The organism is Cryobacterium lactosi (assembly GCF_004403945.1).
GTDB lineage: Bacteria > Actinomycetota > Actinomycetes > Actinomycetales > Microbacteriaceae > Cryobacterium > Cryobacterium lactosi.
Map to the genome: position 1 here is coordinate 13,477 of NZ_SOHM01000032.1, position 20,847 is coordinate 34,323.

Here is a 20,847-nt window from a genome sequence, read left to right on the forward strand (position 1 = left end):
AGAGCGACCTGGTCCGCCACCATCCGCGTTCCGCCAATGCCTCGGCCGGCGAACGCCAACAGAGGAGCTCCAGTGTCACTAGATGTCGCATCCGCTACCCCGAACGAGTCGGTGGCGCCCGCCGCGCCGACTCGCACGCCGGTCAAGCGCACCGTCCTGATGTGCAAACCCGACTACTTCACCGTGGTCTACCGGATCAACCCGTGGATGGACCCGGCCCTGCCGACCGACACGAGCCTGGCCGTCGCCCAGTGGCAAACGCTGTACGACACCTACATCGGCCTCGGCTTCGACGTGCACCTGATCGACCCCATCGACGGCCTGCCCGACATGGTTTACGCCGCCAACGGGGGCTTTGTCATCGACGGCATCGCCTACGGTGCCAAGTTCACCTATCCGCAGCGCCAGCCCGAGGGTCCCGCGTATATGGACTGGTTCGGCGCCAACGGACTGGACGTGCGTGAGCCCGTCGAGATCAACGAGGGCGAGGGCGACTTCCTGCTGGTCGGCGACGTCATCCTGGCCGGCACCGGGTTCCGCAGCGCGTCGAACAGCCACGAAGAGGTCTCCTCCATCTACGGTCGCCCGGTGATCACCCTCACCCTGGTCAACCCGAGTTTTTACCACCTCGACACCGCTGTGGCCGTGCTCGATGACACCAACATCGCCTACCTGCCCAGCGCCTTCGACGCACCGAGCCTGGCGATCCTGCGCGAACGCTACCCCGACGCCATCATCGTCACCGAAGAGGATGCCGCGATCCTCGGCCTCAACTCCTACTCCGACGGCTACAACGTCGTGATTGCCGCCCGGGCCAAGGACTTCGAACGGCAACTGCGCGAACGCGGGTACAACCCGGTCGGCGTCGACCTGTCCGAGCTGTTGCTCGGTGGAGGAGGAGTGAAGTGCTGCACTCTGGAGCTGCGCCGATGAGCGCCCCGATCAACCAGGCCGAGCTGGCCGACCGGACCGGCCTCACCGCGCAGGTGGGCCTGACCGACCAGACCGCGGCCATCGCGCTCGAGAACGAGCACGCCGCGCACAACTACCACCCGCTGGCCGTCGTCGTCGCTTCCGGCGACGGCGCCTGGGTCACCGACATCAACGGCAAGCGCTACCTGGACTGCCTGGCCGCGTACTCCGCGGTCAACTTCGGTCACTCCAACCCGGTGCTGCTGGATGCCGCGCGCGCCCAGCTGGGCCGGATCACGCTCACCAGCCGCGCCTTCCACAACGACCAGCTCGGCCCGTTCGTGACCGCGCTGGCCAGGCTGGCCGGCAAGGACATGGTGCTGCCGATGAACACCGGCGCCGAGGCCGTGGAATCCGGCATCAAGGTGGCCCGCGCCTGGGGCTACCGGGTCAAGGGTGTCGCGGCGGGGATGGCGAACATCATTGTCGCCGGCGGCAACTTCCACGGTCGCACCACCACCATCATCAGCTTCTCCGATGACGACTCGGCCCGCGCCGACTTCGGCCCGTTCACACCGGGCTTCCGCACGGTGCCCTACGGGGATGCCGCAGCGCTCGAGGCGGCCATCGACGAGAACACCGTGGCCGTGCTGATCGAGCCCATCCAGGGCGAGGCCGGCATCGTGGTGCCACCGGCGGACTACCTGCCCGCGGTGCGGGAGATCACCACCCGGCACAACGTGCTCTTCATCGCCGATGAGATCCAGTCCGGCCTCGGCCGCACCGGCGCCACCTTCGCGGTTGAACTCGCCGGCGTCGTGCCCGACCTCTACCTGCTCGGCAAGGCCCTCGGCGGCGGCATCGTGCCGGTCTCGGCCGTCGTCGGCAACGCCGACATCCTCGGCGTGCTGCGCCCGGGCGAACACGGGTCCACCTTCGGCGGCAACCCGTTGGCCGCGGCCGTGGGCCTGGCCGTGGTGAATATGCTCGCTACCGGCGAATACCAGCAGCGAGCTCAGGACCTCGGCGCGCACCTGCACGAGCGCCTGCTCGGTCTGGTCGGCCACGGGGTGCTCGAGGTGCGCGGCGCCGGGCTCTGGGCCGGCATCGACATCGACCCGGCCCTGGCCAGCGGACGCGCGGTCTGCGAGGCCCTGATGGAGCGTGGTGTGCTCGCGAAGGACACGCACGGCTCTACCATCCGTCTCGCCCCGCCGCTGGTGGTCTCGGCCGAGGATCTCGACTGGGCCGTCGACCAGCTGGCCGCGGTGCTGGAGGAATTCGGCGCCGCGTAGCCCGCCGCCACCTGCGAGTTGCCCCGGAACGGACGAGTTGCCCCGGCGCACCGGGGCAACTCGTCCGTACGGGGGGACCTCGCGCGGGTGTGAGTGCCTACAGGCGGCCGGGCAGGGCCTCCATGGCCTCCGCGGCCAGCGGGTCGATGCGGCCCAGCCGGGTGAGCTGGGTGACGTGCGCCGGCTCGAGCTCCTCGAGCGAGTTCACGCCCAGCAGCCGCATGGTGCGGGCCACCTGGTCGGAGAGGATCTGGATGGCCCGGTCGACGCCGGCCTCGCCGCCGGCCATCAGGCCGTACAGGTAGGCGCGGCCGATCATGGTGAAGCGGGCACCGAGCGCCACGGAGGCCACGATGTCGGCGCCGCTCATGATGCCCGTGTCCAGGTGCACCTCGAGGTCGTTGCCCACCTCCCGGGCCACGCTGGGCAGCAGGTGGAATGGGATCGGCGCCCGGTCCAGCTGCCGGCCGCCGTGGTTGGACAGCGTGATGCCGTCCACGCCGAGGTCGGCGAGCTTCTTCGCGTCGGCGAGGTTCTGCACGCCCTTGACCACGAGCTTGCCCGGCCACTGCGCCTTGATCCAGGCGAGGTCCTCGAAGGTCACGGTGGGGTCGAACATGGTGTCGAGCAGTTCGCCCACGGTGCCGCTCCAGCGGTCCAGGCTGGCGAAGGCGAGCGGCTCGGTGGTGAGGAAGTTGATCCACCACTCCGGCCGCGGCAGGGCGTTCACCACGGTGCCCAGGGTGAGCTGCGGCGGGATGGAGAAGCCGTTGCGCTTGTCGCGGAGGCGCGCGCCCGCCACCGGCACATCCACGGTGACGAGCAGAGTGTCGAATCCCGCGGCGGCGGCCCGCTCCACCAGCGCCATCGACCGGTCGCGGTCCTTCCACATGTAGAGCTGGAACCAATTGCGGCCGTGCGGGTTGGCGGCCTTGACGTCTTCAATGGCCGTGGTGCCCATGGTCGACAGCGAGAACGGGATGCCGGCCTTCGCGGCCGCGTGGGCGCCGGCGATCTCGCCCTCGGTCTGCATCATCCGGGTGAAGCCGGTGGGAGCGATGCCGAACGGCTGGGAGACGGGAGCGCCGAGCACGTCCCACCCGGTGGACACCGTCGACACGTCGCGCAGGATCGACGGCTGGAACTCGATGTCCTCGAAGGCCTGCCGGGCGCGCTGCAGCGAGATCTCCCCCTCCGCCGCGCCCTCGGTGTAGTCGAACGCGGCCTTGGGAGTGCGCTTCTTCGCGATGGCCCGCAGGTCGTGGATGGTCAGCGCCGCGTCGAGGCGGCGCTTCTTGGCGTTGAGCTCGGGCACCTTGAACTGCATGAGCGGGGCGAGGTCTTTGATCTTGGGAAGGCGGCGGTCAACCATGGACGGTCCTGTTCTCGGCGGGGGCGGGTCGGTGGGAGTCAGCGGGAGGCCGGTGTGAGCCGGGTCTCGGCGTAGTAGCCGGAGATATGCGCGTGCACGAGGTCGTGGGCGCCGGTCGGGTCGGCGGCTTCGATGGCCGCCAGGATGCCCCGGTGCTCGGCGCGCAGACGCGCGGAGGTGTCCGGCCAGGAGGCGAGTCTCTCGACCCCGGCGCGCACATAGCCCTCGATGGCGCTGCGCAGCCCGGCCATCGTGGCGATCACCACCTGATTGCCGCAGGCCTCGGCCAGCGACAGGTGGAAGGCCGCGTCGAGGGTGAGGAATTCGTCTTCGGACAGCCCCGGAGCATCCATGGCGTCGAGCAGTTGCGCACACCGGCCGAGGTCGGGGTCGCGTCGGTCGGGATGTAGCAGGGCCGCCGACAGCACGGCGTCGGCAAGCTCGGCGGCCACGGCGGTTTCGAGCACCAGCCGGGTCTTGACGATGTCGGCCACCGGGAAGCCCTGCGCCGCGACCTGGAGGCGCATCAGGGCGCTCATGCCGCCGCCGGGCAGCGCCACGATGATCGCGCCGGCGGTGGGTCCTGAGCCCACGTTGGTGCGCACGAGTCCGAGCACCTCGAGCACCCGGATGGCTTCGCGCACGCTCGAACGGCCCACGCCCAGCTCGGTGGCCAGGGCGCGCTCGCCGGGCAGCCGGTCGCCGGGCTTCAGCCGGCCGCCGAGCAGGTCGTCCTCGATGTGGGCGAGCACGATCTCCCAGGCACGGCGTTCGTCGACGGTCACGGTGTCCTCCTCCATTGGCGGGCTGTGTGGCTCAGGCGTTACTGCTCGGGCGTGCTGTGGTCTGACCACACAGCTTAGTAAGCGAGCGCGACGAACACCACCCCCGCCATCAGGGTCGATGTCAGGGGCGGCAGTGAAGTCTCAGCTAGCGGGACTGGCGTCGCTTGCCAGGCGCGGACTGGCCCTTGACGGCGGGCGCGCGCCCACGGCCCTTTGACGCCTTGGCCTTGCCGCCGCCGGATCCGCTGCTGTTGCCCGAGCCCTGGGAGGGGCCGCCGGCCGGGGGCATGTGGGCGAGCAGCCCCTTGGACTCGGCGAGCAGGGCGATCCCGGCTTCGGTGAGGAAGGGGTTGTCGGCGGCAGGCTCGAAAAGCGGCACACCGAGCTCGGCCTCCAGTGAGGCGACCGACTTCATCAGCGTCGTACGCGACACGTTGAGGTTCTTCGCGGCGCGAGCGATGTCCAGTTCCTCGGCGACGGCGACAAAACGCCGGAGCAATGTGGTGTCCACGGGCATCCTCTCTGCCGCACGCGCGAATCGCGTACCTGCATACAGGCTACGCGGTGGCGGCGGCCTCCACGGGCCGGCTCTGCACCCGGGCGTCGTCGAGGAGCTTCATGAACTCACGCATCCACTCGGGGTGGTCGGGCCAGGCTCGACCGGAGACCAGGTTGCCGTCCACGACGGCCGCACCGTTCTCGAAGGTGCCGCCGGCCAGTTCCACGTCGAGCTTGAGCGCCGGATACGCCGACGAGGTGCGACCGTGCAACACGCCTGCGGCGGCGAGCAGCATGGGCCCGTGGCAGAGCGCGGCGACCGGTGCGTTGGTCTCGAAGAAATACCGCACGATGCGCTGGGCGTCTTCGTCATTGCGGATGTATTCCGGCGCGCGGCCGCCGGGAACCACCACGGCCAGGTAGTCGGCCGGATTCACGTCCCGGAAGGCGATGTCGGCGGCCAGGGTGTGGCCGAGCTTCTCGGTGTAGGTGTCGAAACCGTCCACGAAGTCGTGCACGACGAACTGCAGGGTCTTCTTCTCCGGGGCGGCGATGTGCACCTCGTAGCCGGCCTCGCGCAGCCGCTGGTAGGGGTAGAACACCTCGAGGGTCTCGGCGGCGTCTCCGGTGAGGATGATGATCTTCTCCATGGCATACCTCTCTGTATGGGCCTGTCTGTGACCTGCGTGGGGCAGGGTGTGCCCGCCAGCATCCGTCGGACGGCTGCCGGCCGCAACCCCTCCCGGCTCAGAAGAAGAGCAGCACGATCCCCAGAATCGCCGAGCCGACACCCAGGCCGATGAGGATCAGCCCGGTCAGCCGCAGCGCCTTTCCGTCGTGGTCGGGGGAGTGCGTGCGGCAGCGCTCGGGCGCCCGGGCATTGAACCACACCGTGACGTCGTCGCCCGGGTTCAGGTGCATCGTCTCGTGGCTGTCGGCGAGGGCCTCGTGCACCTCGCCGGTGTTGTCGAACCAGCGGATCACGGGGCCGGACGCCGTGGCAGCCACGACGCCATCCGCCTGCACCCATCGGCTGCCGAAGCCCCGCACCGACCAGCCGACGATGTACAGCGGAATACCCACCAGGAGGCCCACGATGCTGAAAATCTCGCTGAGCAACGAGACGATGTCGTGAAGGTCCACCCGTGCCCGCCGTTTCCCGTCGCCTGCCTAGGGTGAAATGCTATCGCGCGCCGACCGGGACGGTGGTGCGGGGCGGTAGCTCCGCGGCGGATACGCCTGGCGCACCAGGGCGCGCAGGCTCTCGAGGCTGCCCGACGCGAGTCCCTGCGCGCGCGCCTGCACCAGCACATTGCCGATGGCGGTCGCTTCCACCGGACCGGCCTGCACCCCAAGCCCGGTGTAGTCGGCGGTCAGCTGGCAGAGCAGTTCGTTCTGACTGCCGCCGCCGACCAGGTGCACCGTGCGCACGGTGCGGCCGGTCAACTCGGTGATCGTGGCGAGGGTGCGAGCGTAGGCGGCCGCGAGGCTTTCGACGATGCTGCGCACCAGTTCGGCGCGACTGCCGGGCGGGCGGATGTCGTGTTCCCGGCAGTAGCTGCGGATGCGCTCGGGCATGTCTCCGGGCGGCAGGAACCGCAGGTCGTCGACGTCGAAGAGCGTGCCGGCGCCGGGTAGGGCGGCCGCCTGGGCGAGAAGGGCCGGCAGGTCGACCTGCTCGCCCTCCCGTTCCCAACTGCGGATCGACTCGCTGAGCAGCCACAGTCCCATCACGTTGCGGAGGTAGCGCACCCGCCCGTCCACGCCGCCCTCGTTGGTGAAGTTCGCGGCCCGGCTGGCTTCGGTCAGGACCGGTGCCGGCAACTCCACACCCACGAGGGACCAGGTGCCGCTGGAGATGTAGGCGCAGTCGTCGGTGAGCATCGGCACCCCGACGACGGCCGAGGCGGTGTCATGCGAGCCCACCGCCACCAGTTCGAGTCGCGCCGAACCGACCTCCGTGGCCACGCCGGGCCGGAACGGTCCGATCGCCTCGCCGGCGGCGACGAGCTCGGGGAACAGTGACCTGGGCAGCCCGAGCCGTTCGATGAGGCCGTCGTTCCAGCCGCCTGCAGCGTGCAGCAGCCCCGTCGTCGAGGCGTTGCTGCGTTCGGCCACCTGGCGCCCGGTGAGCCAGTAGCCGAGCAGGTCGGGAATCAGCAGCAGGCGGTCGGCCAGCTCGAGATCCCCCGTAGCCCGGTCAGCGGCCAGCTGGTACAGCGTGTTGAAGGGCAGCACCTGCAGGCCGTTCTGGCCGTAGAGCTCGCTCGCGGGCACCAGGGCGTGGGTGGCCAGCACCCCGGCCGCGGTGCGGTCGTCCCGGTAGTGGTACGGGTTGCCCAGCATCCGGTCGCCGCGCAGCAACGCGTAGTCGACGGCCCAGGAGTCGATGCCGACGCTGACCAGCTCCGGGGCCTCCCGCACGGCGGACCGGAGGCCCACCAGGGCGTTGCGGTACAGCTCGAGGATGTTCCAGTGCAGTCCGTCGACGGTGCGCACCGGGTTGTTCGGGAACCGGGCCACCGAGTGCAGCTCGAGCTGGTTGGGTCCCACCCGGCCGAGCATGACCCGGCCGCTCGAGGCGCCGAGGTCAACCGCGGCGACGACGCCGGCCGCGCTCACCGGAGGAAGGCGGCGGCGACGCCGGCGTCGACCGGGATGTGCAGCCCGGTGGTGTGGCTGAGGTCGCTGGTGCAGAGCACGAAGACGGCGTTGGCCACGTTCTCCGGCAGCACCTCGCGCTTGAGCAGGGTGCGCTGGGCGTAGTACTTGCCCAGGTCGTCCTCGGCGACCCCGTAGACGGCGGCGCGCTTGGCGCCCCAGCCGCCGGCGAAGATGCCCGAGCCGCGCACGACGCCGTCGGGGTTGATGCCGTTCACCTTCACGCCGTACTCGCCGAGCTCGGCGGCCAGCAGGCGCACCTGGTGGGCCTGATCGGCCTTGGTCGCGGAGTAGGCGATGTTGTTCGGGCCGGCGAACACCGAGTTCTTCGAGGAGATGTAGATGATGTCGCCGCCGAGCTTCTGCTCGATGAGCACCTTCGCTGCCGAGCGGGAGACCAGGAACGAGCCCTTGGCCATCACATTGTGCTGCAGGTCCCAGTCGGCCACTGTCGTCTCCAGCAGCGACTTGGACAGCGACAGCCCGGCGTTGTTCACGACCAGGTCGAGGCCGCCGAACGCGAGCACGGCGGCGTCGACGGATGCCTGCACCTGCGCCTCGTCGGTGACGTCGGCCTGCACGCCGATGGCCACGTCCTCGTTGCCGATCTCCGCGGCGGCAGCCTGCGCCTTCGCCAGGTCGAGGTCGGCGATGACGACGCAGGCGCCCTCGGCTGCCAGCCGGGTGGCGATGGCCTTGCCGATGCCGGAGGCGGCGCCGGTGACCAGGGCCACTCGGGTGGCGAGGGGCTTCGGGCGGGGCATCCGCGCCAGCTTGGCCTCTTCGAGGGCCCAGTACTCGATCTTGAACTTCTCGGCCTCGTCGATCGGCGCGTAGCTGGAGAGGCCCTCGGCGCCGCGCATCACGTTGATGGCGTTGAGATAGAACTCGCCGGCCACCCGGGCGGTCTGCTTGTTCGCGCCGTAGCTGAACATGCCCACGCCGGGGATCAGCACGATGAGCGGGTCGGCGCCGCGGATGGCGGGGGAGCCGTCGCTCTTGTTGCGGTCGTAGTAGCCCTGGTAGTCGGCGCGATAGGCCTCGTGCAGTTCCTGTAGGCGCGCGATCGAGCCCTCCACGGATGCGTCGGCGGGCAGGTCGAGCAGCATCGGCTTGACCTTGGTGCGCAGGAAGTGGTCGGGGCAGCTGGTGCCGAGCGCCGCCAACCGCGGGTGTTCGGTGCGCCAGAGGAAGTCCAGCACCTCGGGGGCGTCGGTGAAGTGTCCGACCTTGGCGCTGTCGGTGGAGACCAGGCCGCGGAGGGTCGGCGCGAGGGCTGCGGCCTTGGCGCGGCGCTCGGCCTCGGTCAACGGGCCGTAGCCCTCAAGCGCAGCTCCGAACGGCTCTGCTGTGGAGTGCTCGGCGATGTAGTCGGTGGCCGTCTGGATGATCCAGAGCGAATTGGCCTCGCAGGCCGCGCTGGTGTCGCCCCAGGCGGTGATGCCGTGGCCGCCGAGGATGCAGCCGATGGCCTGCGGGTTGGCGTCCTTGAGCGCGGCGATGTCGAGGCCGAGCTGGAAGCCCGGGCGGCGCCAGGGCACCCAGACCACCCGGTCGCCGAAGATCGTGCCGGTGAGGGCCTCGCCGTCGGCGGCGGTCGCGATGGCGATGCCGGCATCCGGATGCAGGTGGTCGACGTGCGCGGCATCCACCAGGCCGTGCATGGGGGTGTCGATGGACGGCGCCGCACCGCCCTTGCCGTGCAGGGTGTAGTCGAGGGCCGCGACCATCTCGTCCTCGCGGTCGACGCCGGGGTAGACGGTCGTGAGGGCGCGCATCCGGTCCAGTCGCAGCACGGCCAGGCCCGACTCGGTGAGGGTGCCGAGGTCGCCGCCGGAGCCCTTGACCCAGAGTAGGTCGACTCTCTCGCCGGTGACCGGGTCGATCTCGGTGCCGGTGGCCGACGTGTTGCCGCCGGCATAGTTGGTGTTCTTCGGGTCGGCGCCGAGCCGGTTGGAGCGAGCGATCAGCTCCAGAGCAGTGGGGTTGGCAGTGGGGTTGGTCATGGCGAACTTTCTCTCGAGGTCAGGGTGAGACGGGGAGTGAGGTCTTGGGGTGTCGGGCGGGTCAGGCGCCCCAGCCGGCCTGGGTGCCGCCGGCCCGGTCGGCGGCGATCTGCGCCTGGTAGCCGGATGCCGCGTAGGCGGCCATCGGGTCGCCGGCCAGCCCGCGGGACTCGCGCCACGCGGCCAGGTCGGGCCGCACGTCGGTGTAGAAGGCGTCCATCAGGATGCCGTTGGCGCCGAGCACGTCGCCGGCATCCTGGGCGCGGGTCAGGGCCGGGCGGTCGACGAGCAGCGCGCGGGCGGTCATCTCCTGCACGTTGAGCACCGAGCGGATCTGGCCGGGGATCTTGTCTTCGACGTTGTGGCACTGGTCGAGCATGAACGCGACGGGGGAGTCCGGCCCGAAGCCGCCACCGCGGATGACCTCGTAGAGGATGCGGAAGAGCTGGAACGGGTCAGCCGCGCCGACGATGAGGTCGTCGTCGGCGTAAAAGCGGGAGTTGAAGTCGAACGAGCCGAGTTTGCCCAATCGGAGCAGCTGGGCAACGATGAATTCGATGTTGGTGCCGGGGGCGTGGTGGCCGGTGTCCAGGCAGACCAGGGCGCGCTCGCCGAGGGCGTTCACCTGGGCGTAGGAGGTTCCCCAGTCGGGCACATCGGTGTGATAAAAAGCGGGCTCGAAGAACTTGTACTCCAGCACCAGGCGCTGGTTCTCGCCGATCCGGTCGTAGATCTTCGCGAGCGAGTCGGCGAGGCGGTCCTGCCGCCCGCGGATGTCGCCCTGGCCGGGATAGTTGGTGCCGTCGGCGAGCCAGATCTTCAGATCCTGCGACCCGGTGGCGTGCATGATGTCGATGCAGTCGAAGTGATGGTCGATGGCCTTCTGGCGTACGGCGGCATCCGTGTGGGTGAGGCTGCCGAACTTGTACGCGTCGTCCTGGAAGGTGTTCGAGTTCACCGTGCCCAGAGCCAGGCCGTGCTCGCCGGCGAAGTCGCGGAGCGCGTCGTAGTCGCCCACCTTGTCCCAGGGGATGTGCAGCGCCACGGAGGGCGCGAGGCCGGTGTGCTGGTGCACGGTGGCGGCATCCGCGATCTTCTCCTGGATGGTGCGGGGCGTGCCCGGTGTGGAGAACACCTTGAACCGGGTGCCGGAGTTGCCGAACGCCCAGGATGGGAGCTCGATCGCCTGGGTGGCGAGCTGGGCGAGGACGAATGGGGAAATGCTCACGGAGCGCTTCTTTCTGTGGAGGCGGAGTCGAGGGCGTTGAGTTGGGAGTCGAGATTGAAGACCTCGGTGAGTTGGAGGAAGCCGGTGTCGGGCGCGCCGTCGAGGGCGACGAAGAAGTCGCCCATCTCGGCCTGCCAGCGGGCGTTGACTGACGTTGCCGCCATGCCGGCCTGGGCGGCCGCGAGGTCGTCGGTCTCGAGGTAGCCGATCAGCAGGCCGTCGGCGCGCAGGAACAGCGAGTAATTGTGCCAGCCGGTGTCGGCCAGAGCGCGCAGCATGTCCGGCCAGACCGCGGCGTGCCGACGGGTGTATTCGGGGATGAGTTCCGGCTTCACCTGCAGCTGGAAGCACACGCGTTCTCGGGTGGTCGTACTCGTCATTGAGGGCCTCTACTCCATCGGGATTCTGAAATGAATCGATTCAATCATGACCCGGCGTCGAGTGGACCGCAAACCGAATCGGTCTCGGATGAATCGTTTCATCCTGCGACGCACTGTCGACGATAGAGGCGGAGGTCCCGATTCGTCAATGCTTCGACCCCGATTCCGGGCCAAAATGATTCGTTTCAGTCGCCGGCCGCTAAACTTCAATCGGATTCGCGGCGAAGGAGATTTGGTGGCATCTATCAGCGTGCGCGAGGTGGCGGCAGAGGCGGGAGTCTCGGTCGGAACCGTCTCCAATGTGCTCAACCGGCCCGACAAGGTCTCTGCCGGCACCGTGTCCAGGGTGCAGGCCGCGATCGAACTGCTCGGCTTCGTGCGGAACGACGCCGCCCGCCAGCTTCGCGCCGGCCGCAGCCGCAGCATCGGCCTGGTCGTGCTCGACGTGGGGAACCCGTTTTTCACCGACCTGGCACGCGGCGCCGAGGACCGTGCCGCCCAGGCCGGCCTCACGGTGCTGCTGGGCAACAGCGACGAGACGGCCGCGCGCGAGAGCGCCTACCTCGACCTGTTCGAGGAGCAGCGCGTGCACGGTGTGTTGATCTCACCGCTCGGCGAGTCCGGCGACCAACTCAGCCGGCTGCGTCGCCGCGGTACCCCCACTGTCGTGGTCGACCGACAGATCGAGGACCTCAGCTTCTCCTCCGTCTCCGTGGACGACGTTTTCGGCGGTCATCTCGCCGCCAGTCACCTGATCGAAACGGGCCGCACCCGGTTGGCCTTCGTGGGCGGCCCGCACGGCATCCGCCAGGTCTCCGACCGGCTCGAGGGCGCCCGCCGGGCCGTGGCCGAGCATCCTGGAGTGACCCTCGAGGTCATTCACACCGGCTCGCTCTCGGTGTTGGAGGGGCGTGCCGTCGGCGAAGCGCTGCGCGCGCGTGCGGCGGATGCGCGCCCCGACGCGGTCTTCGCGGCCAACGACCTGCTGGCCCTTGGTGTGCTGCAGGCGCTGAGCATGCTCGGCGAGGTGCGCGTGCCGCAGGAGATCGCCCTGATCGGCTACGACGACATCGCCTTCGCGTCCGCGGCCGTCGTGCCGCTCTCGTCGATCCGCCAGCCCAGCGCGCTGATCGGCTCCACGGCTGTGGAGCTGCTGCTGCGCGAGGCCGACGATGGTGCCGATTTCGTGCCTGAGCAAGTGGTCTTCCAGCCTGAACTCGTCGTGCGCGCCTCGACCGGAGTCTGAGCCCGCGCCGCGCAAGCGACAAGGCCCGCCGCGACCGGTGAGGTCACGACGGGCCGCGCCAGAGCGGTCTACGGCGCGCGCACCGGCTCGCGTTTGGCTCCGGGCGCCCCGGCGACGTGGTCGGCCGGGAAGTCTTCCGGGTACCGTTCCCTCTCGATGGCCTGCAACGACTTGCCCTGGGTGCGCGGCGCCCAGATGGCGCCGACGACCAGCGACACGGTGAGGAAGCCGATCAGAATGAGGCCGAGCCACGGCACGCCGATTGAGGTCAGCAGGATCGGGAAGACCATGCTCAGCAGGCCCACCATGATGCGGGCAACGAAGAATAGGATGCCCTGGGCGCTGGCCCGGTACTGCGTGGCGAAGAGCTCACTGGCCCACAAGCCGTAGAACGCCTGCGCGCCGATGCCGGCGGCCACGCCCCACAGTACCGCGAAGGACAGCAGCGCGGGCATGGTCGGTTCGGCGAAGACCAGAACGCCCCAGGCCGCGATGCCCAGCACCGATCCCACGATGTACAGGTTGCGCCGGTTGTATTTGTCGGCCAGTTTCATGAAGCCGAAGTAGGTCGTGACGACGGTGAGCCCCCAGACCAGGGCCTGCAGTAGGTACTGCTCTGTCGCGCTCTCCACGCCCGCCGCGGCATAGACCCGCGGCATGAAGATCCCGGCCTGGCCGGCGACGATGTTCCAGAAGGAGTACACGCCGATGAGGAAGAAGATCGCGGTGATGTTGGCCTTCTTACTGAAGAGCTGGCGCACTCCGGCCAGGAGCGAGGTCGACGTGGCCGCGGCGTTCGATTCCTTCCAGATCTCGGTCTCCGGCAGTCCCTGGCGCATGTACCAGGTGATGAAGGCGACCACGAAGAGCTGGGCGAAGATGAGCCGACTGCCGAGGAGGCCGAGCGGCTCGACGAGCACGGCGAGCAGGAAGCCGATCAGTGGACCGAACGACCAGGCCAGCTGGGCGGCGCCGACGTGCTTCGCACGCTCGCCGGCCGGGGCCTGCTCGGACAGATAGGTCCACGAGGCCGGAACGCCGGCACCGACGGCGATGCCGGTGATGATGAAGGCGAGCAGCAGCATCCAGTAGCTGCCGGCGAAGACGGCCAGTGCTACACCGATCATGTAGAGGATCAGGTCGTAGGTGTAGATGAACTTGCGGCCGTACTTGTCGCAGAGCGGGCCGCCGAGCAGCGCGCCGGCGGCGGCCCCGAAGGCGTTAGCGCTGAGCGCCGCCAACAGGCCGACGGCGAAGTCGTCGATGCCGAACTCCGTCTGCCACAGCGACAGGCTGGTCGCGATGGCGATGATCGATCCCGCCTCGATGTAGTTGGACATGGCCACGGAGACCATGGCCGTTCGCGCGGTGATGCTCTTTTTTCCCAATCGGACCACGAATGGTCCTCCTTTGCTGTCGTCATTGATGCAGAGGCCCGTGCCTCAACAATGAGGACGCGATGCGGTGCGCGGAGGCGCGGCATCCGAAATCCAATGAAACGATTCAATGGATGCCGTTGCAGACTACGCCCCCATCGCTCCCACGCCTAACCGCGGGTCCGCAGCGGCCTCCGGACCGAATTGACGCGTCGAGCATTCCGGGGCTATGCTCGCCCTAGTTGAAACGATTCAATCAAGATGAAGAAGGTTTTCCATGAGCAGGGCAAGTCAGTCGCTTCGCGAAGAGATTCTCTACTGGTGCAAAGAGTCGGTCCGTACGGGGCTGAACTTCAACACCCAGGGCAACATCTCGATCAGGTTGCCGGAGCACGAGGCCATCGTGATCACGCCGTCGGGCATCCGCTACGACGTTCTCACCGTCGACCAGATGGTCGTCGTGGGCTACGACGGCGTCGTCATCGAGGGTGACCTCTTCCCCTCCACCGAGACGGATGTGCACCTCGCGCACTACCGCCGTCGCCCGGACATCAACGCCATTGTGCACACCGAATCGCCCTGGGCCAACATGTTCGGCGCCGTCGGCAAGACCATCGACCCGGTGCTGCTGAACATGGTGCTCTACGCCAAGGGCGCCGTGCGGATCATGCCGTTCGAGTTCTCCACCAACACCGATTTCGGCGAACTGAGCGCCGCCCTGATGGGCGACGACACCAACGCCGTCGTGTGGGGCAACCACGGCATGATCTCGGTCGGCGAGGATGTCGCCGGCGCGTTCAAGGTCGCCGTTGCGGTCGAGGCGAACGCCCAGGTGCTGCACGGCGCCCTGGCCCTCGGCACCCCGAACATCCTGCAGCTCGAGAACATCGTGATCCCCGAGGGCGCCCGTCTGCCCTAGCCCGCACCACGCGGAGCGGCCCCGGACCGGGGCCGCCTGCCACGCGTCAGCCGATTCACCACCAGCCGATTCAAAGCTTTGAACCGACACGATCCCCAGAGAAGTGACCCATGACGGTAAACGCAGAAACCCTGCTCCTCCTGGAAAGCCAGGCCATCGAGCTGCCCTCCTGGGCGTTCGGCAATTCGGGCACCCGGTTCAAGGTGTTCGGCACCCCCGGCACCCCGCGCACCCCGCAGGAGAAGATCGCGGATGCCGCCCAGGTGCACAAGTACACCGCGCTCTCCCCGAGCGTCGCGCTGCACATCCCCTGGGACAAGGTGGACGACTACGACGAGCTCGGCCGCTTTGCCGAGGACCACGGCGTGAAGCTCGGCACGGTCAATTCGAACACCTTCCAGGACGACGCCTACAAGTTCGGCAGTCTCACCCACCTCGACCCGGCCGTGCGGCAGAAGGCCATCGACCACCACTTCGAGTGCATCGACGTGATGGATGCCACCGGCTCCCGCGACCTCAAGGTCTGGCTAGCCGACGGCACCAACTACCCCGGCCAGGGCGATATTCGCGGCCGGCAGGACCGCCTCGCCGAGTCGCTCGCGAAGATCTACGCCCGAGTCGGCGCGGAGCAGCGCCTGGTGCTGGAGTACAAGTTCTTCGAGCCCGCTTTCTATCACACCGATGTGCCCGACTGGGGAACCTCCTACGCGCAGGTCTCGGCGCTCGGCGACCGGGCAATGGTCTGCCTGGACACCGGCCACCACGCCCCGGGCACCAACATCGAGTTCATCGTCGCCCAGCTGCTGCGCCTGGGGAAGCTCGGCTCGTTCGACTTCAACTCCCGCTTCTACGCCGACGACGACCTCATCGTCGGCGCGGCCGACCCGTTCCAGCTGTTCCGGATCCTCTACGAGGTCATCCGCGGTGGCGGCTTCGGACCCGACTCCACCGTGGCGTTCATGCTCGACCAGTGCCACAACGTGGAGGAGAAGATCCCGGGACAGATCCGCTCGGTGCTCAATGTGCAGGAGATGACCGCCCGCGCACTGATGGTGGACACCGACGCGCTCGCCGCGGCGCAGGCCAACGAGGACGTGCTCGGGGCCAACGGCATCCTGATGGACGCCTTCTACGCCGACGTACGCCCCGATCTGGCCGCCTGGCGCGAATCTCGCGGGCTGGCCGGCGACCCGATGGCCGCCTACGCGGCATCCGGCTACCAGGAGACGATCTCGGCCGACCGGGTCGGCGGCCAGCAGGCCAGCTGGGGCGCCTGACCCGCCACCCGCACGTCCGCACCATCGAACAGAGAGACCCCCATGACGAAACTGATGCCGCACGCGATTGTCGCGGCCGTCGACCTCGGCGCCACCAGCGGCCGGGTGATGCTCGGCCACGTCGGGCGGAACGAGCTGCGCCTGCGCTCGGTGGCACGCTTCCCCAACGGGCCCACCCCGGTCAACGAAAACGGCCGGGTCTCGCTGCACTGGAACATCTCGGAGCTGTACCGGAACGTGCTGGCCGGGCTCACGACGGCTGTCGCCGAGGAACCCGGGCTGGTCAGTATCGGGGTGGATTCCTGGGCCGTGGACTACGCGCTGCTGCACCAGGGTCGAATGCTGCAGGTGCCGTACCACTACCGCGACGACCGCACCCGGCCGGCCGTCGACACTTTGCACGGCATCGCCGCCCCCGGCGAGCTCTACGAGGCGAACGGGCTGCAGTTCCTGCCGTTCAACTCGCTCTACCAGCTGGCCGCCGACCAGGATGCGGGCACCCTCGGCCTGGCCGACCAGTTCCTGCTCGTTCCCGACCTGCTCAACTACTGGCTCACCGGGGTCAGCGCAGCCGAGCGCACCAACGCCTCCACGACGGGGCTGCTCGATGTGCGCACCGGTGACTGGAACGAGCCCCTGATCAGCCGGCTCGGCTTCAACCGCAGCCTGTTCCCGCCGCTGGTCAACGCCGGCAGCCGGATCGGCAGCCTGCTGCCGAGCGTCGTCGCGGAGCTGCGCGCCGCCAGCCCGATCGCGGTCACGGCCGTTGGATCGCACGACACGGCCTCCGCCGTCGTCGCGGTGCCGGCCACCGATGAGGACTTCGCCTATATCTCCTGCGGAACCTGGGGGCTGGTGGGCGTCGAACTCGACGGGCCGGTGCTCAGCGCGGCGAGCCGGGCGGCGAACTTCACCAACGAGGGAGGTGTGGACGGCCGGGTGCGCTACCTGCACAACGTGATGGGGCTGTGGCTGCTCAGCGAAGCCATTCGCAGTTGGGAAGCCGAGGGCCACTCGATCGTCCTCGCCGACCTGTTGCGGGAAGCCGCGGCCGTCACCGACCCCGTCGCGGTGTTCGACGCCGACGACCAGCGCTTCCTGGCCCCCGGGGATATGCCGACCCGCATCCGCGCGTGCTGCGTCGAGAACGGCCTCGCCTCGCCTCGCACCAAGGCCGAGATGGTGCGCAGCATCCTCGAAAGCCTCGCGGATGCGTTCGCCCGCGGCGTGCAGCACGCGAGCCTGCTTTCAGGGAAGACCGTGCGCGAGGTGCACATCGTCGGCGGCGGCTCGCAGAACCGCCTGCTCTGTCAGCTCACGGCCGACCGCCTGGGCCTGCCCGTACTGGCCGGCCCGGTCGAAGCCACGGCGATCGGCAATGTGTTGATCCAGGCCCGCGCCCAGGGGCTCGTCACCGGGTCCCTTGAGGAACTGCGCGCCCTCGTGGCCCGCTCCTTCGTGCCCGAGCGGTACCTCCCGGCCCGGTCACTGGTTCGCCGGTAGACATGCGGAAAGCGCCCGGCCCTCGCGGGCCGGGCGCTTTCTGGTTGGTGGTGGGTCTAGTAGATCGACGTGTACAGCGCCAGGATCTGCTCGACCGTCACGTCGCGCGGGTTGCCGCCGGTGCAGACGTCGTCGAACGCGGCCTGCGCAAGCGCCGGCAGGTCGGCTTCCTTGGCGCCGATCTCTCGCAGCGTGGTGGGGTTGCCCAACGCCCGGGTGAACGCTGACACGGCCTCCACGGCAGCGGTGCGCGCTTCGGCCAGGGGCAGGTCGGCGGCGCCGGCCACCTCGAAGGCCACCGCGATGTCACGGAATCGCTCCCCGGTGGCATCCGCGTTGAAGGCCATCACCGGGGCGAGCAGGATGCCGTTGGCAACACCGTGCGGGGCGTTGTAGAACGCGCCGAGCGGGTGGGCCATGCCGTGCACGAGGCCGAGACCCACGTTGGAGTAACCCATGCCGGCGATGTACTGGGCGAGGGCCATCCGGTCGGCCGCCTCCGGGTCGCCGTCGGCCGCGGCGCGAAGCGATTGGGCGATGGTCGTGATGGCCTTGAGGTGGAACAGGTCGGAAAGCTCCCAGGCGCCCTTGGTGGTGTAGCCCTCGATGGCGTGCGTGAGGGCATCCAGGCCGGTGGCGACCTTGAGCGAGCGCGGGGCGCTGGACATCATCTCGGAGTCGACCACGGCGACCACCGGGATCGCGTGCGGGTCGACGCAGACGAACTTGCGGGACCGCTCGACGTCGGTGATGACGTAGTTGATGGTGGTCTCCGAGGCGGTACCGGCGGTGGTGGGCACCGCGATGATCGGCACCGAGGGCAGCTTCGTCGCGGCGACGCCCTCGAGACTGCGCACATCGGCGAACTCGGGGTTGGTGGTGATGATGCCGATCGCCTTGCAGGTGTCCTGCGGCGAACCGCCGCCGATGCCGATCAGCACGTCGGCGCCCGAGGCGGCGAAAGCGGCCACACCCTTCTGCACGGCCTCGATCGGCGGGTTGGGGGTGACGTCGGAGTAGACCTCGTAGGCGAAACCGGCGGCATCGAGCAGGCCGGTGACCCGGCCGGTCACGCCTGTGTCGACGAGCACCTGGTCGGACACCACGAAGGCCTTGGTGAAGCCCCGGCTGGCGAGTTCCCCGGGGATCTCCCTGATCGCTCCCGCACCGAAGTGCGCGGTCTGGTTCCAGATCATTCGATTGCTCATTTGTCGTGACTTCCTTATCTTCGACACCGATAATTGAATCGTTTCAGTGATCGAAGTCTACTCCCGGAAGCGCGGCGGGATTCAGCGCGGGCTGGTGGCCTCGACCACGGCGATCTCGCGGGTGGCGGTCTCCCGGTCCCGGTCGTGCCTGGCGCTGTCGGCCTTGGTCGTGACCGTGCGGATGGCCGAGGTGAGCGGATGGCCGTCACCGCTGTGCCGTACCCGCAGCCTGGGTGCCCCGCGCGGTGCGGTGCGCGGCCGGATGCGCACGCGCAGGCGCTGGTAGCGCACCATCCAGAACATCACGGCGGCGGCCGCGATGAGGCCGGAGGCGGCGGCGACGCCGATCGCCCACCGCGGGCCGTACTGGTCGGCGACCCAGCCGACCAGAGGGGCGCCGAGCGGGGTGCCGCCGGCGAAGATGGCCATGTACAGGGCCATCACCCGGCCGCGCATGGCCGGTTCGGTGGTGGTCTGCACGTAGGCGTTCGCCGTGGTCATCAGGGTCAGGGAGGTGAGCCCGACGAACGCGAGCGAGATCGCGAAGGTGAGATAGCTGGGCATCACGGCGGCGATCGCGCAGGTCAGGCCGAAGAAGAAGGCCCCGCCGACCACGAGTCGCATCCGGGGTCGGCTGCGCCGGGCGGAGAGCAGGGCGCCGGCCACGCTGCCCACGGCCATGATCGAGCTGAGGATGCCGAACTCGCTGGCCCCCATGCCGAACTCAACCGTGGCCATGGTCGAGGTGAAGATGGCGAAGTTGAAGCCGAAGGTGCCCACCAGGAACACCGTGATCAGCACCGCGACGATGTCAGGCCGATGCCAGACATAACGGAAGCCGGCCATGAGCTGGCCGCGTTCGCGCGGCGCCCGCTGCTGCTTGCGCAACTGCTTGGTGCGTAAGAGGGTCATGGCGAACACCGTGAAGGCGAAGGTGACGGCGTTGATCATGAACACCCAGCCGGCTCCGACGGCGACGGTGAGCAGGCCGGCCGCGGCGGGGCCGATCAGCCGCGCACCGTTGAACGAGGCCGAGTTGAGCGCCACGGCGTTGGAGAGGCTGTCGTCGGGAACGAGCTCGGAGACGAAGGTCTGACGGGCGGGGGCGTCGATGGCGGCCACGATGCCCAGACCGAGGGCGAAGAGGTAGACGTGCCAGAGTTCGACGACGCCGGTGACGGTGATCAGGCCCAGCCCGAGGGCGAGGCCACCCATCAGTGACTGGGTCAGCATGAGCAGCTTGCGCCGGTCGAACCTGTCGGCGATGAGGCCGGACCAGGGCATCAGCACGAGCTGCGGCCCGAACTGCAGGGCCATCACGATGCCCACCGCGGTGGCGTTGTAGTCGGTGAGCTGGGTCAGCACAATCCAGTCCTGGGCCGTGCGCTGCATCCAGGTGCCCACATTGGACACCAGGGCGCCGGCGAACCAGATCCGGTAATTGACCACGCTCATAGAGCGGAACATTGCACTCAACTGTTGGCGAGCTCCTTCATGATTTCGGTGGCGGCGGCCAGAGTCTGGCGCTGCTCAGGGGTGAGTTTGAGGATGCGGGTGGCGATCCAGTCGTCCCGGCGCCTGCGAGTCTCGCGCACCAGGGTCATCCCGGTGTCTGTGACCGTGAGCACGACCTTGCGGCCGTCCTCGGCCGAGCCGGCCCGGTTGACCAGGCCGGCTTCGACCAGCGCGTTGACCGTGCGATTCATCGAGGGCGGGGTCACCCTCTCCTCCTCGCTGAGCGCGCTCAGGGTCATCGGGCCGAGCCTGAAGACCGCACCGAGGGCCGAGAACTGGCCGCTGGTGAGTTCGTTGTCGGCCTGCTCCTGACGCACCCGGCGGGCCAGTCGGCCGTTCGCGAGCCTGAAATCATGGCTCAGCTCGGCGACCGTGCGCCGCTTGGGGTGCGGGGCAACGGGTGCGGATGCGGGCGCGGGTGCGGGGGAAGTGGGCGCAGTGAGACTCTCAGACATGATTACTTAGCCTAACAAATTAGCCATGCTAATGATTCCGGCGCGATCGAATCTCGCCTGGCCGCCACAACTGGTGCCGAAACGGACAATTGCGTCCGGTGTGCGGTATTTGTCAACCTGTTTGAGACAGGTTGGGTTTGGGTTTCTTGCGGGGGTCGTTGATGCAGGCCCGGCCCGGTAGGGCCGGGGGCTTGGGTTGCCTGGCGTAGCG

At 68.8% G+C, this 20,847-nt stretch carries 19 protein-coding genes; 6 read left to right on the forward strand and 13 right to left on the reverse strand.

From position 1 onward, the window contains the following. Nucleotides 1-36: 36 nt before the first annotated feature. Nucleotides 37-933 (forward strand): dimethylargininase, encoded by an 897-nt coding sequence (gene ddaH, locus E3T61_RS16140; protein WP_134641884.1) that lies wholly within the window; start codon nt 37-39, stop codon nt 931-933. After that, on the forward strand, nt 930-2,207 hold the full coding sequence (rocD, locus tag E3T61_RS16145; protein WP_134641885.1) for an ornithine--oxo-acid transaminase: 1,278 nt from the start codon (nt 930-932) through the stop codon (nt 2,205-2,207). The genes ddaH and rocD overlap by 4 nt, the downstream gene beginning before the upstream one ends. 97 nt (nt 2,208-2,304) lie before the next feature. Here the strand turns inward: rocD and E3T61_RS16150 are convergent, their stop codons facing one another. The 9 genes from E3T61_RS16150 to E3T61_RS16190 all read right to left on the reverse strand — a co-directional run bounded on the left by E3T61_RS16150 (nt 2,305) and on the right by E3T61_RS16190 (nt 11,137). Then, the gene (locus tag E3T61_RS16150) at nt 2,305-3,579 is read right to left on the reverse strand and encodes an alpha-hydroxy acid oxidase (protein WP_134641886.1); all 1,275 of its coding nucleotides are present in this window, start codon (nt 3,577-3,579) and stop codon (nt 2,305-2,307) included. 38 nt (nt 3,580-3,617) lie between these two features. Next, complete coding sequence (locus E3T61_RS16155; protein ID WP_241992626.1) at nt 3,618-4,364, reverse strand: FadR/GntR family transcriptional regulator; 747 nt, start codon at nt 4,362-4,364, stop codon at nt 3,618-3,620. A 145-nt stretch (nt 4,365-4,509) separates the two neighbouring features. Next, nucleotides 4,510-4,875 (reverse strand): LysR family transcriptional regulator, encoded by a 366-nt coding sequence (locus E3T61_RS16160; protein WP_066591852.1) that lies wholly within the window; start codon nt 4,873-4,875, stop codon nt 4,510-4,512. 46 nt (nt 4,876-4,921) lie between these two features. Continuing rightward, the gene (locus E3T61_RS16165; protein WP_134641888.1) at nt 4,922-5,512 is read right to left on the reverse strand and encodes a DJ-1/PfpI family protein; all 591 of its coding nucleotides are present in this window, start codon (nt 5,510-5,512) and stop codon (nt 4,922-4,924) included. 97 nt (nt 5,513-5,609) lie between these two features. Next, nucleotides 5,610-6,005 carry a DUF3592 domain-containing protein gene (locus tag E3T61_RS16170; RefSeq protein WP_134641889.1) on the reverse strand — a complete coding sequence of 132 codons (396 nt, stop codon included), beginning with the start codon at nt 6,003-6,005 and terminating at the stop codon, nt 5,610-5,612. Nucleotides 6,006-6,032: 27 nt separating this feature from the next. Further along, a complete protein-coding gene (locus tag E3T61_RS16175; RefSeq protein ID WP_255455696.1) occupies nt 6,033-7,484 on the reverse strand; it encodes a rhamnulokinase in 1,452 nt (483 codons plus the stop codon). Further along, nucleotides 7,481-9,529: a bifunctional aldolase/short-chain dehydrogenase gene (locus E3T61_RS16180; RefSeq protein ID WP_134641890.1), complete on the reverse strand. Its 2,049-nt coding sequence runs from the start codon at nt 9,527-9,529 to the stop codon at nt 7,481-7,483. The genes E3T61_RS16175 and E3T61_RS16180 overlap by 4 nt, the downstream gene beginning before the upstream one ends. Nucleotides 9,530-9,590: 61 nt before the next feature. Then, on the reverse strand, nt 9,591-10,757 hold the full coding sequence (gene rhaI / locus E3T61_RS16185) for an L-rhamnose isomerase (protein ID WP_198418718.1): 1,167 nt from the start codon (nt 10,755-10,757) through the stop codon (nt 9,591-9,593). Next, a complete protein-coding gene (locus tag E3T61_RS16190; RefSeq protein WP_134641891.1) occupies nt 10,754-11,137 on the reverse strand; it encodes an L-rhamnose mutarotase in 384 nt (127 codons plus the stop codon). The genes rhaI (E3T61_RS16185) and E3T61_RS16190 overlap by 4 nt, the downstream gene beginning before the upstream one ends. A gap of 235 nt (nt 11,138-11,372) precedes the next feature. On the opposite strand from E3T61_RS16190, the gene E3T61_RS16195 reads away from it, so the two are divergent. After that, entirely contained in the window at nt 11,373-12,383 is a 1,011-nt protein-coding gene (locus E3T61_RS16195) for a LacI family DNA-binding transcriptional regulator (protein WP_241992627.1), read from the forward strand. Between the two features lie 68 nt (nt 12,384-12,451). On the opposite strand, the gene E3T61_RS16200 is transcribed toward E3T61_RS16195, so the two are convergent. After that, complete coding sequence (locus tag E3T61_RS16200) at nt 12,452-13,780, reverse strand: MFS transporter (protein ID WP_241992628.1); 1,329 nt, start codon at nt 13,778-13,780, stop codon at nt 12,452-12,454. 256 nt (nt 13,781-14,036) lie between these two features. On the opposite strand from E3T61_RS16200, the gene E3T61_RS16205 reads away from it, so the two are divergent. The 3 genes from E3T61_RS16205 (at nt 14,037) to E3T61_RS16215 (ending at nt 17,458) form a co-directional block, all read left to right on the forward strand. After that, nucleotides 14,037-14,678 carry a class II aldolase/adducin family protein gene (locus tag E3T61_RS16205; RefSeq protein WP_134641893.1) on the forward strand — a complete coding sequence of 214 codons (642 nt, stop codon included), beginning with the start codon at nt 14,037-14,039 and terminating at the stop codon, nt 14,676-14,678. A 110-nt stretch (nt 14,679-14,788) separates the two neighbouring features. Further along, nucleotides 14,789-15,955, forward strand: a complete 1,167-nt coding sequence (gene rhaI / locus E3T61_RS16210) for an L-rhamnose isomerase (protein WP_134641894.1) — start codon at nt 14,789-14,791, stop codon at nt 15,953-15,955. A gap of 42 nt (nt 15,956-15,997) precedes the next feature. Further along, complete coding sequence (locus tag E3T61_RS16215; RefSeq protein WP_134641895.1) at nt 15,998-17,458, forward strand: rhamnulokinase; 1,461 nt, start codon at nt 15,998-16,000, stop codon at nt 17,456-17,458. Between the two features lie 56 nt (nt 17,459-17,514). Here E3T61_RS16215 and fucO read toward each other — a convergent pair whose 3' ends face one another. From fucO to E3T61_RS16230, 3 genes are all read right to left on the reverse strand, one after another. Continuing rightward, the gene (gene fucO / locus E3T61_RS16220; protein WP_134641896.1) at nt 17,515-18,666 is read right to left on the reverse strand and encodes a lactaldehyde reductase; all 1,152 of its coding nucleotides are present in this window, start codon (nt 18,664-18,666) and stop codon (nt 17,515-17,517) included. Nucleotides 18,667-18,747: 81 nt separating this feature from the next. Further along, nucleotides 18,748-20,133, reverse strand: coding sequence for an MFS transporter (locus E3T61_RS16225; RefSeq protein ID WP_134641897.1), 1,386 nt, complete (start codon nt 20,131-20,133; stop codon nt 18,748-18,750). A 5-nt stretch (nt 20,134-20,138) separates the two neighbouring features. Beyond that, the gene (locus tag E3T61_RS16230) at nt 20,139-20,636 is read right to left on the reverse strand and encodes a MarR family winged helix-turn-helix transcriptional regulator (RefSeq protein WP_134641898.1); all 498 of its coding nucleotides are present in this window, start codon (nt 20,634-20,636) and stop codon (nt 20,139-20,141) included. Between the last annotated feature and the right edge of the window lie 211 nt (nt 20,637-20,847).

Bases quoted from the DNA above. Each gene is read 5' to 3' on its own strand.
- ddaH (WP_134641884.1), top strand. From the start codon at position 37: ATGCCTCGGCCGGCGAACGCCAACAGAGGAGCTCCAGTGTCACTAGAT.
- rocD (WP_134641885.1), top strand. From the start codon at position 930: ATGAGCGCCCCGATCAACCAGGCCGAGCTGGCCGACCGGACCGGCCTC.
- E3T61_RS16150 (WP_134641886.1), bottom strand. From the start codon at position 3,579: ATGGTTGACCGCCGCCTTCCCAAGATCAAAGACCTCGCCCCGCTCATG.
- E3T61_RS16165 (WP_134641888.1), bottom strand. From the start codon at position 5,512: ATGGAGAAGATCATCATCCTCACCGGAGACGCCGCCGAGACCCTCGAG.
- E3T61_RS16180 (WP_134641890.1), bottom strand. From the start codon at position 9,529: ATGACCAACCCCACTGCCAACCCCACTGCTCTGGAGCTGATCGCTCGC.
- E3T61_RS16190 (WP_134641891.1), bottom strand. From the start codon at position 11,137: ATGACGAGTACGACCACCCGAGAACGCGTGTGCTTCCAGCTGCAGGTG.
- E3T61_RS16205 (WP_134641893.1), top strand. From the start codon at position 14,037: ATGAGCAGGGCAAGTCAGTCGCTTCGCGAAGAGATTCTCTACTGGTGC.
- rhaI (WP_134641894.1), top strand. From the start codon at position 14,789: ATGACGGTAAACGCAGAAACCCTGCTCCTCCTGGAAAGCCAGGCCATC.
- E3T61_RS16215 (WP_134641895.1), top strand. From the start codon at position 15,998: ATGACGAAACTGATGCCGCACGCGATTGTCGCGGCCGTCGACCTCGGC.
- fucO (WP_134641896.1), bottom strand. From the start codon at position 18,666: ATGAGCAATCGAATGATCTGGAACCAGACCGCGCACTTCGGTGCGGGA.
- E3T61_RS16225 (WP_134641897.1), bottom strand. From the start codon at position 20,133: ATGTTCCGCTCTATGAGCGTGGTCAATTACCGGATCTGGTTCGCCGGC.
- E3T61_RS16230 (WP_134641898.1), bottom strand. From the start codon at position 20,636: ATGTCTGAGAGTCTCACTGCGCCCACTTCCCCCGCACCCGCGCCCGCA.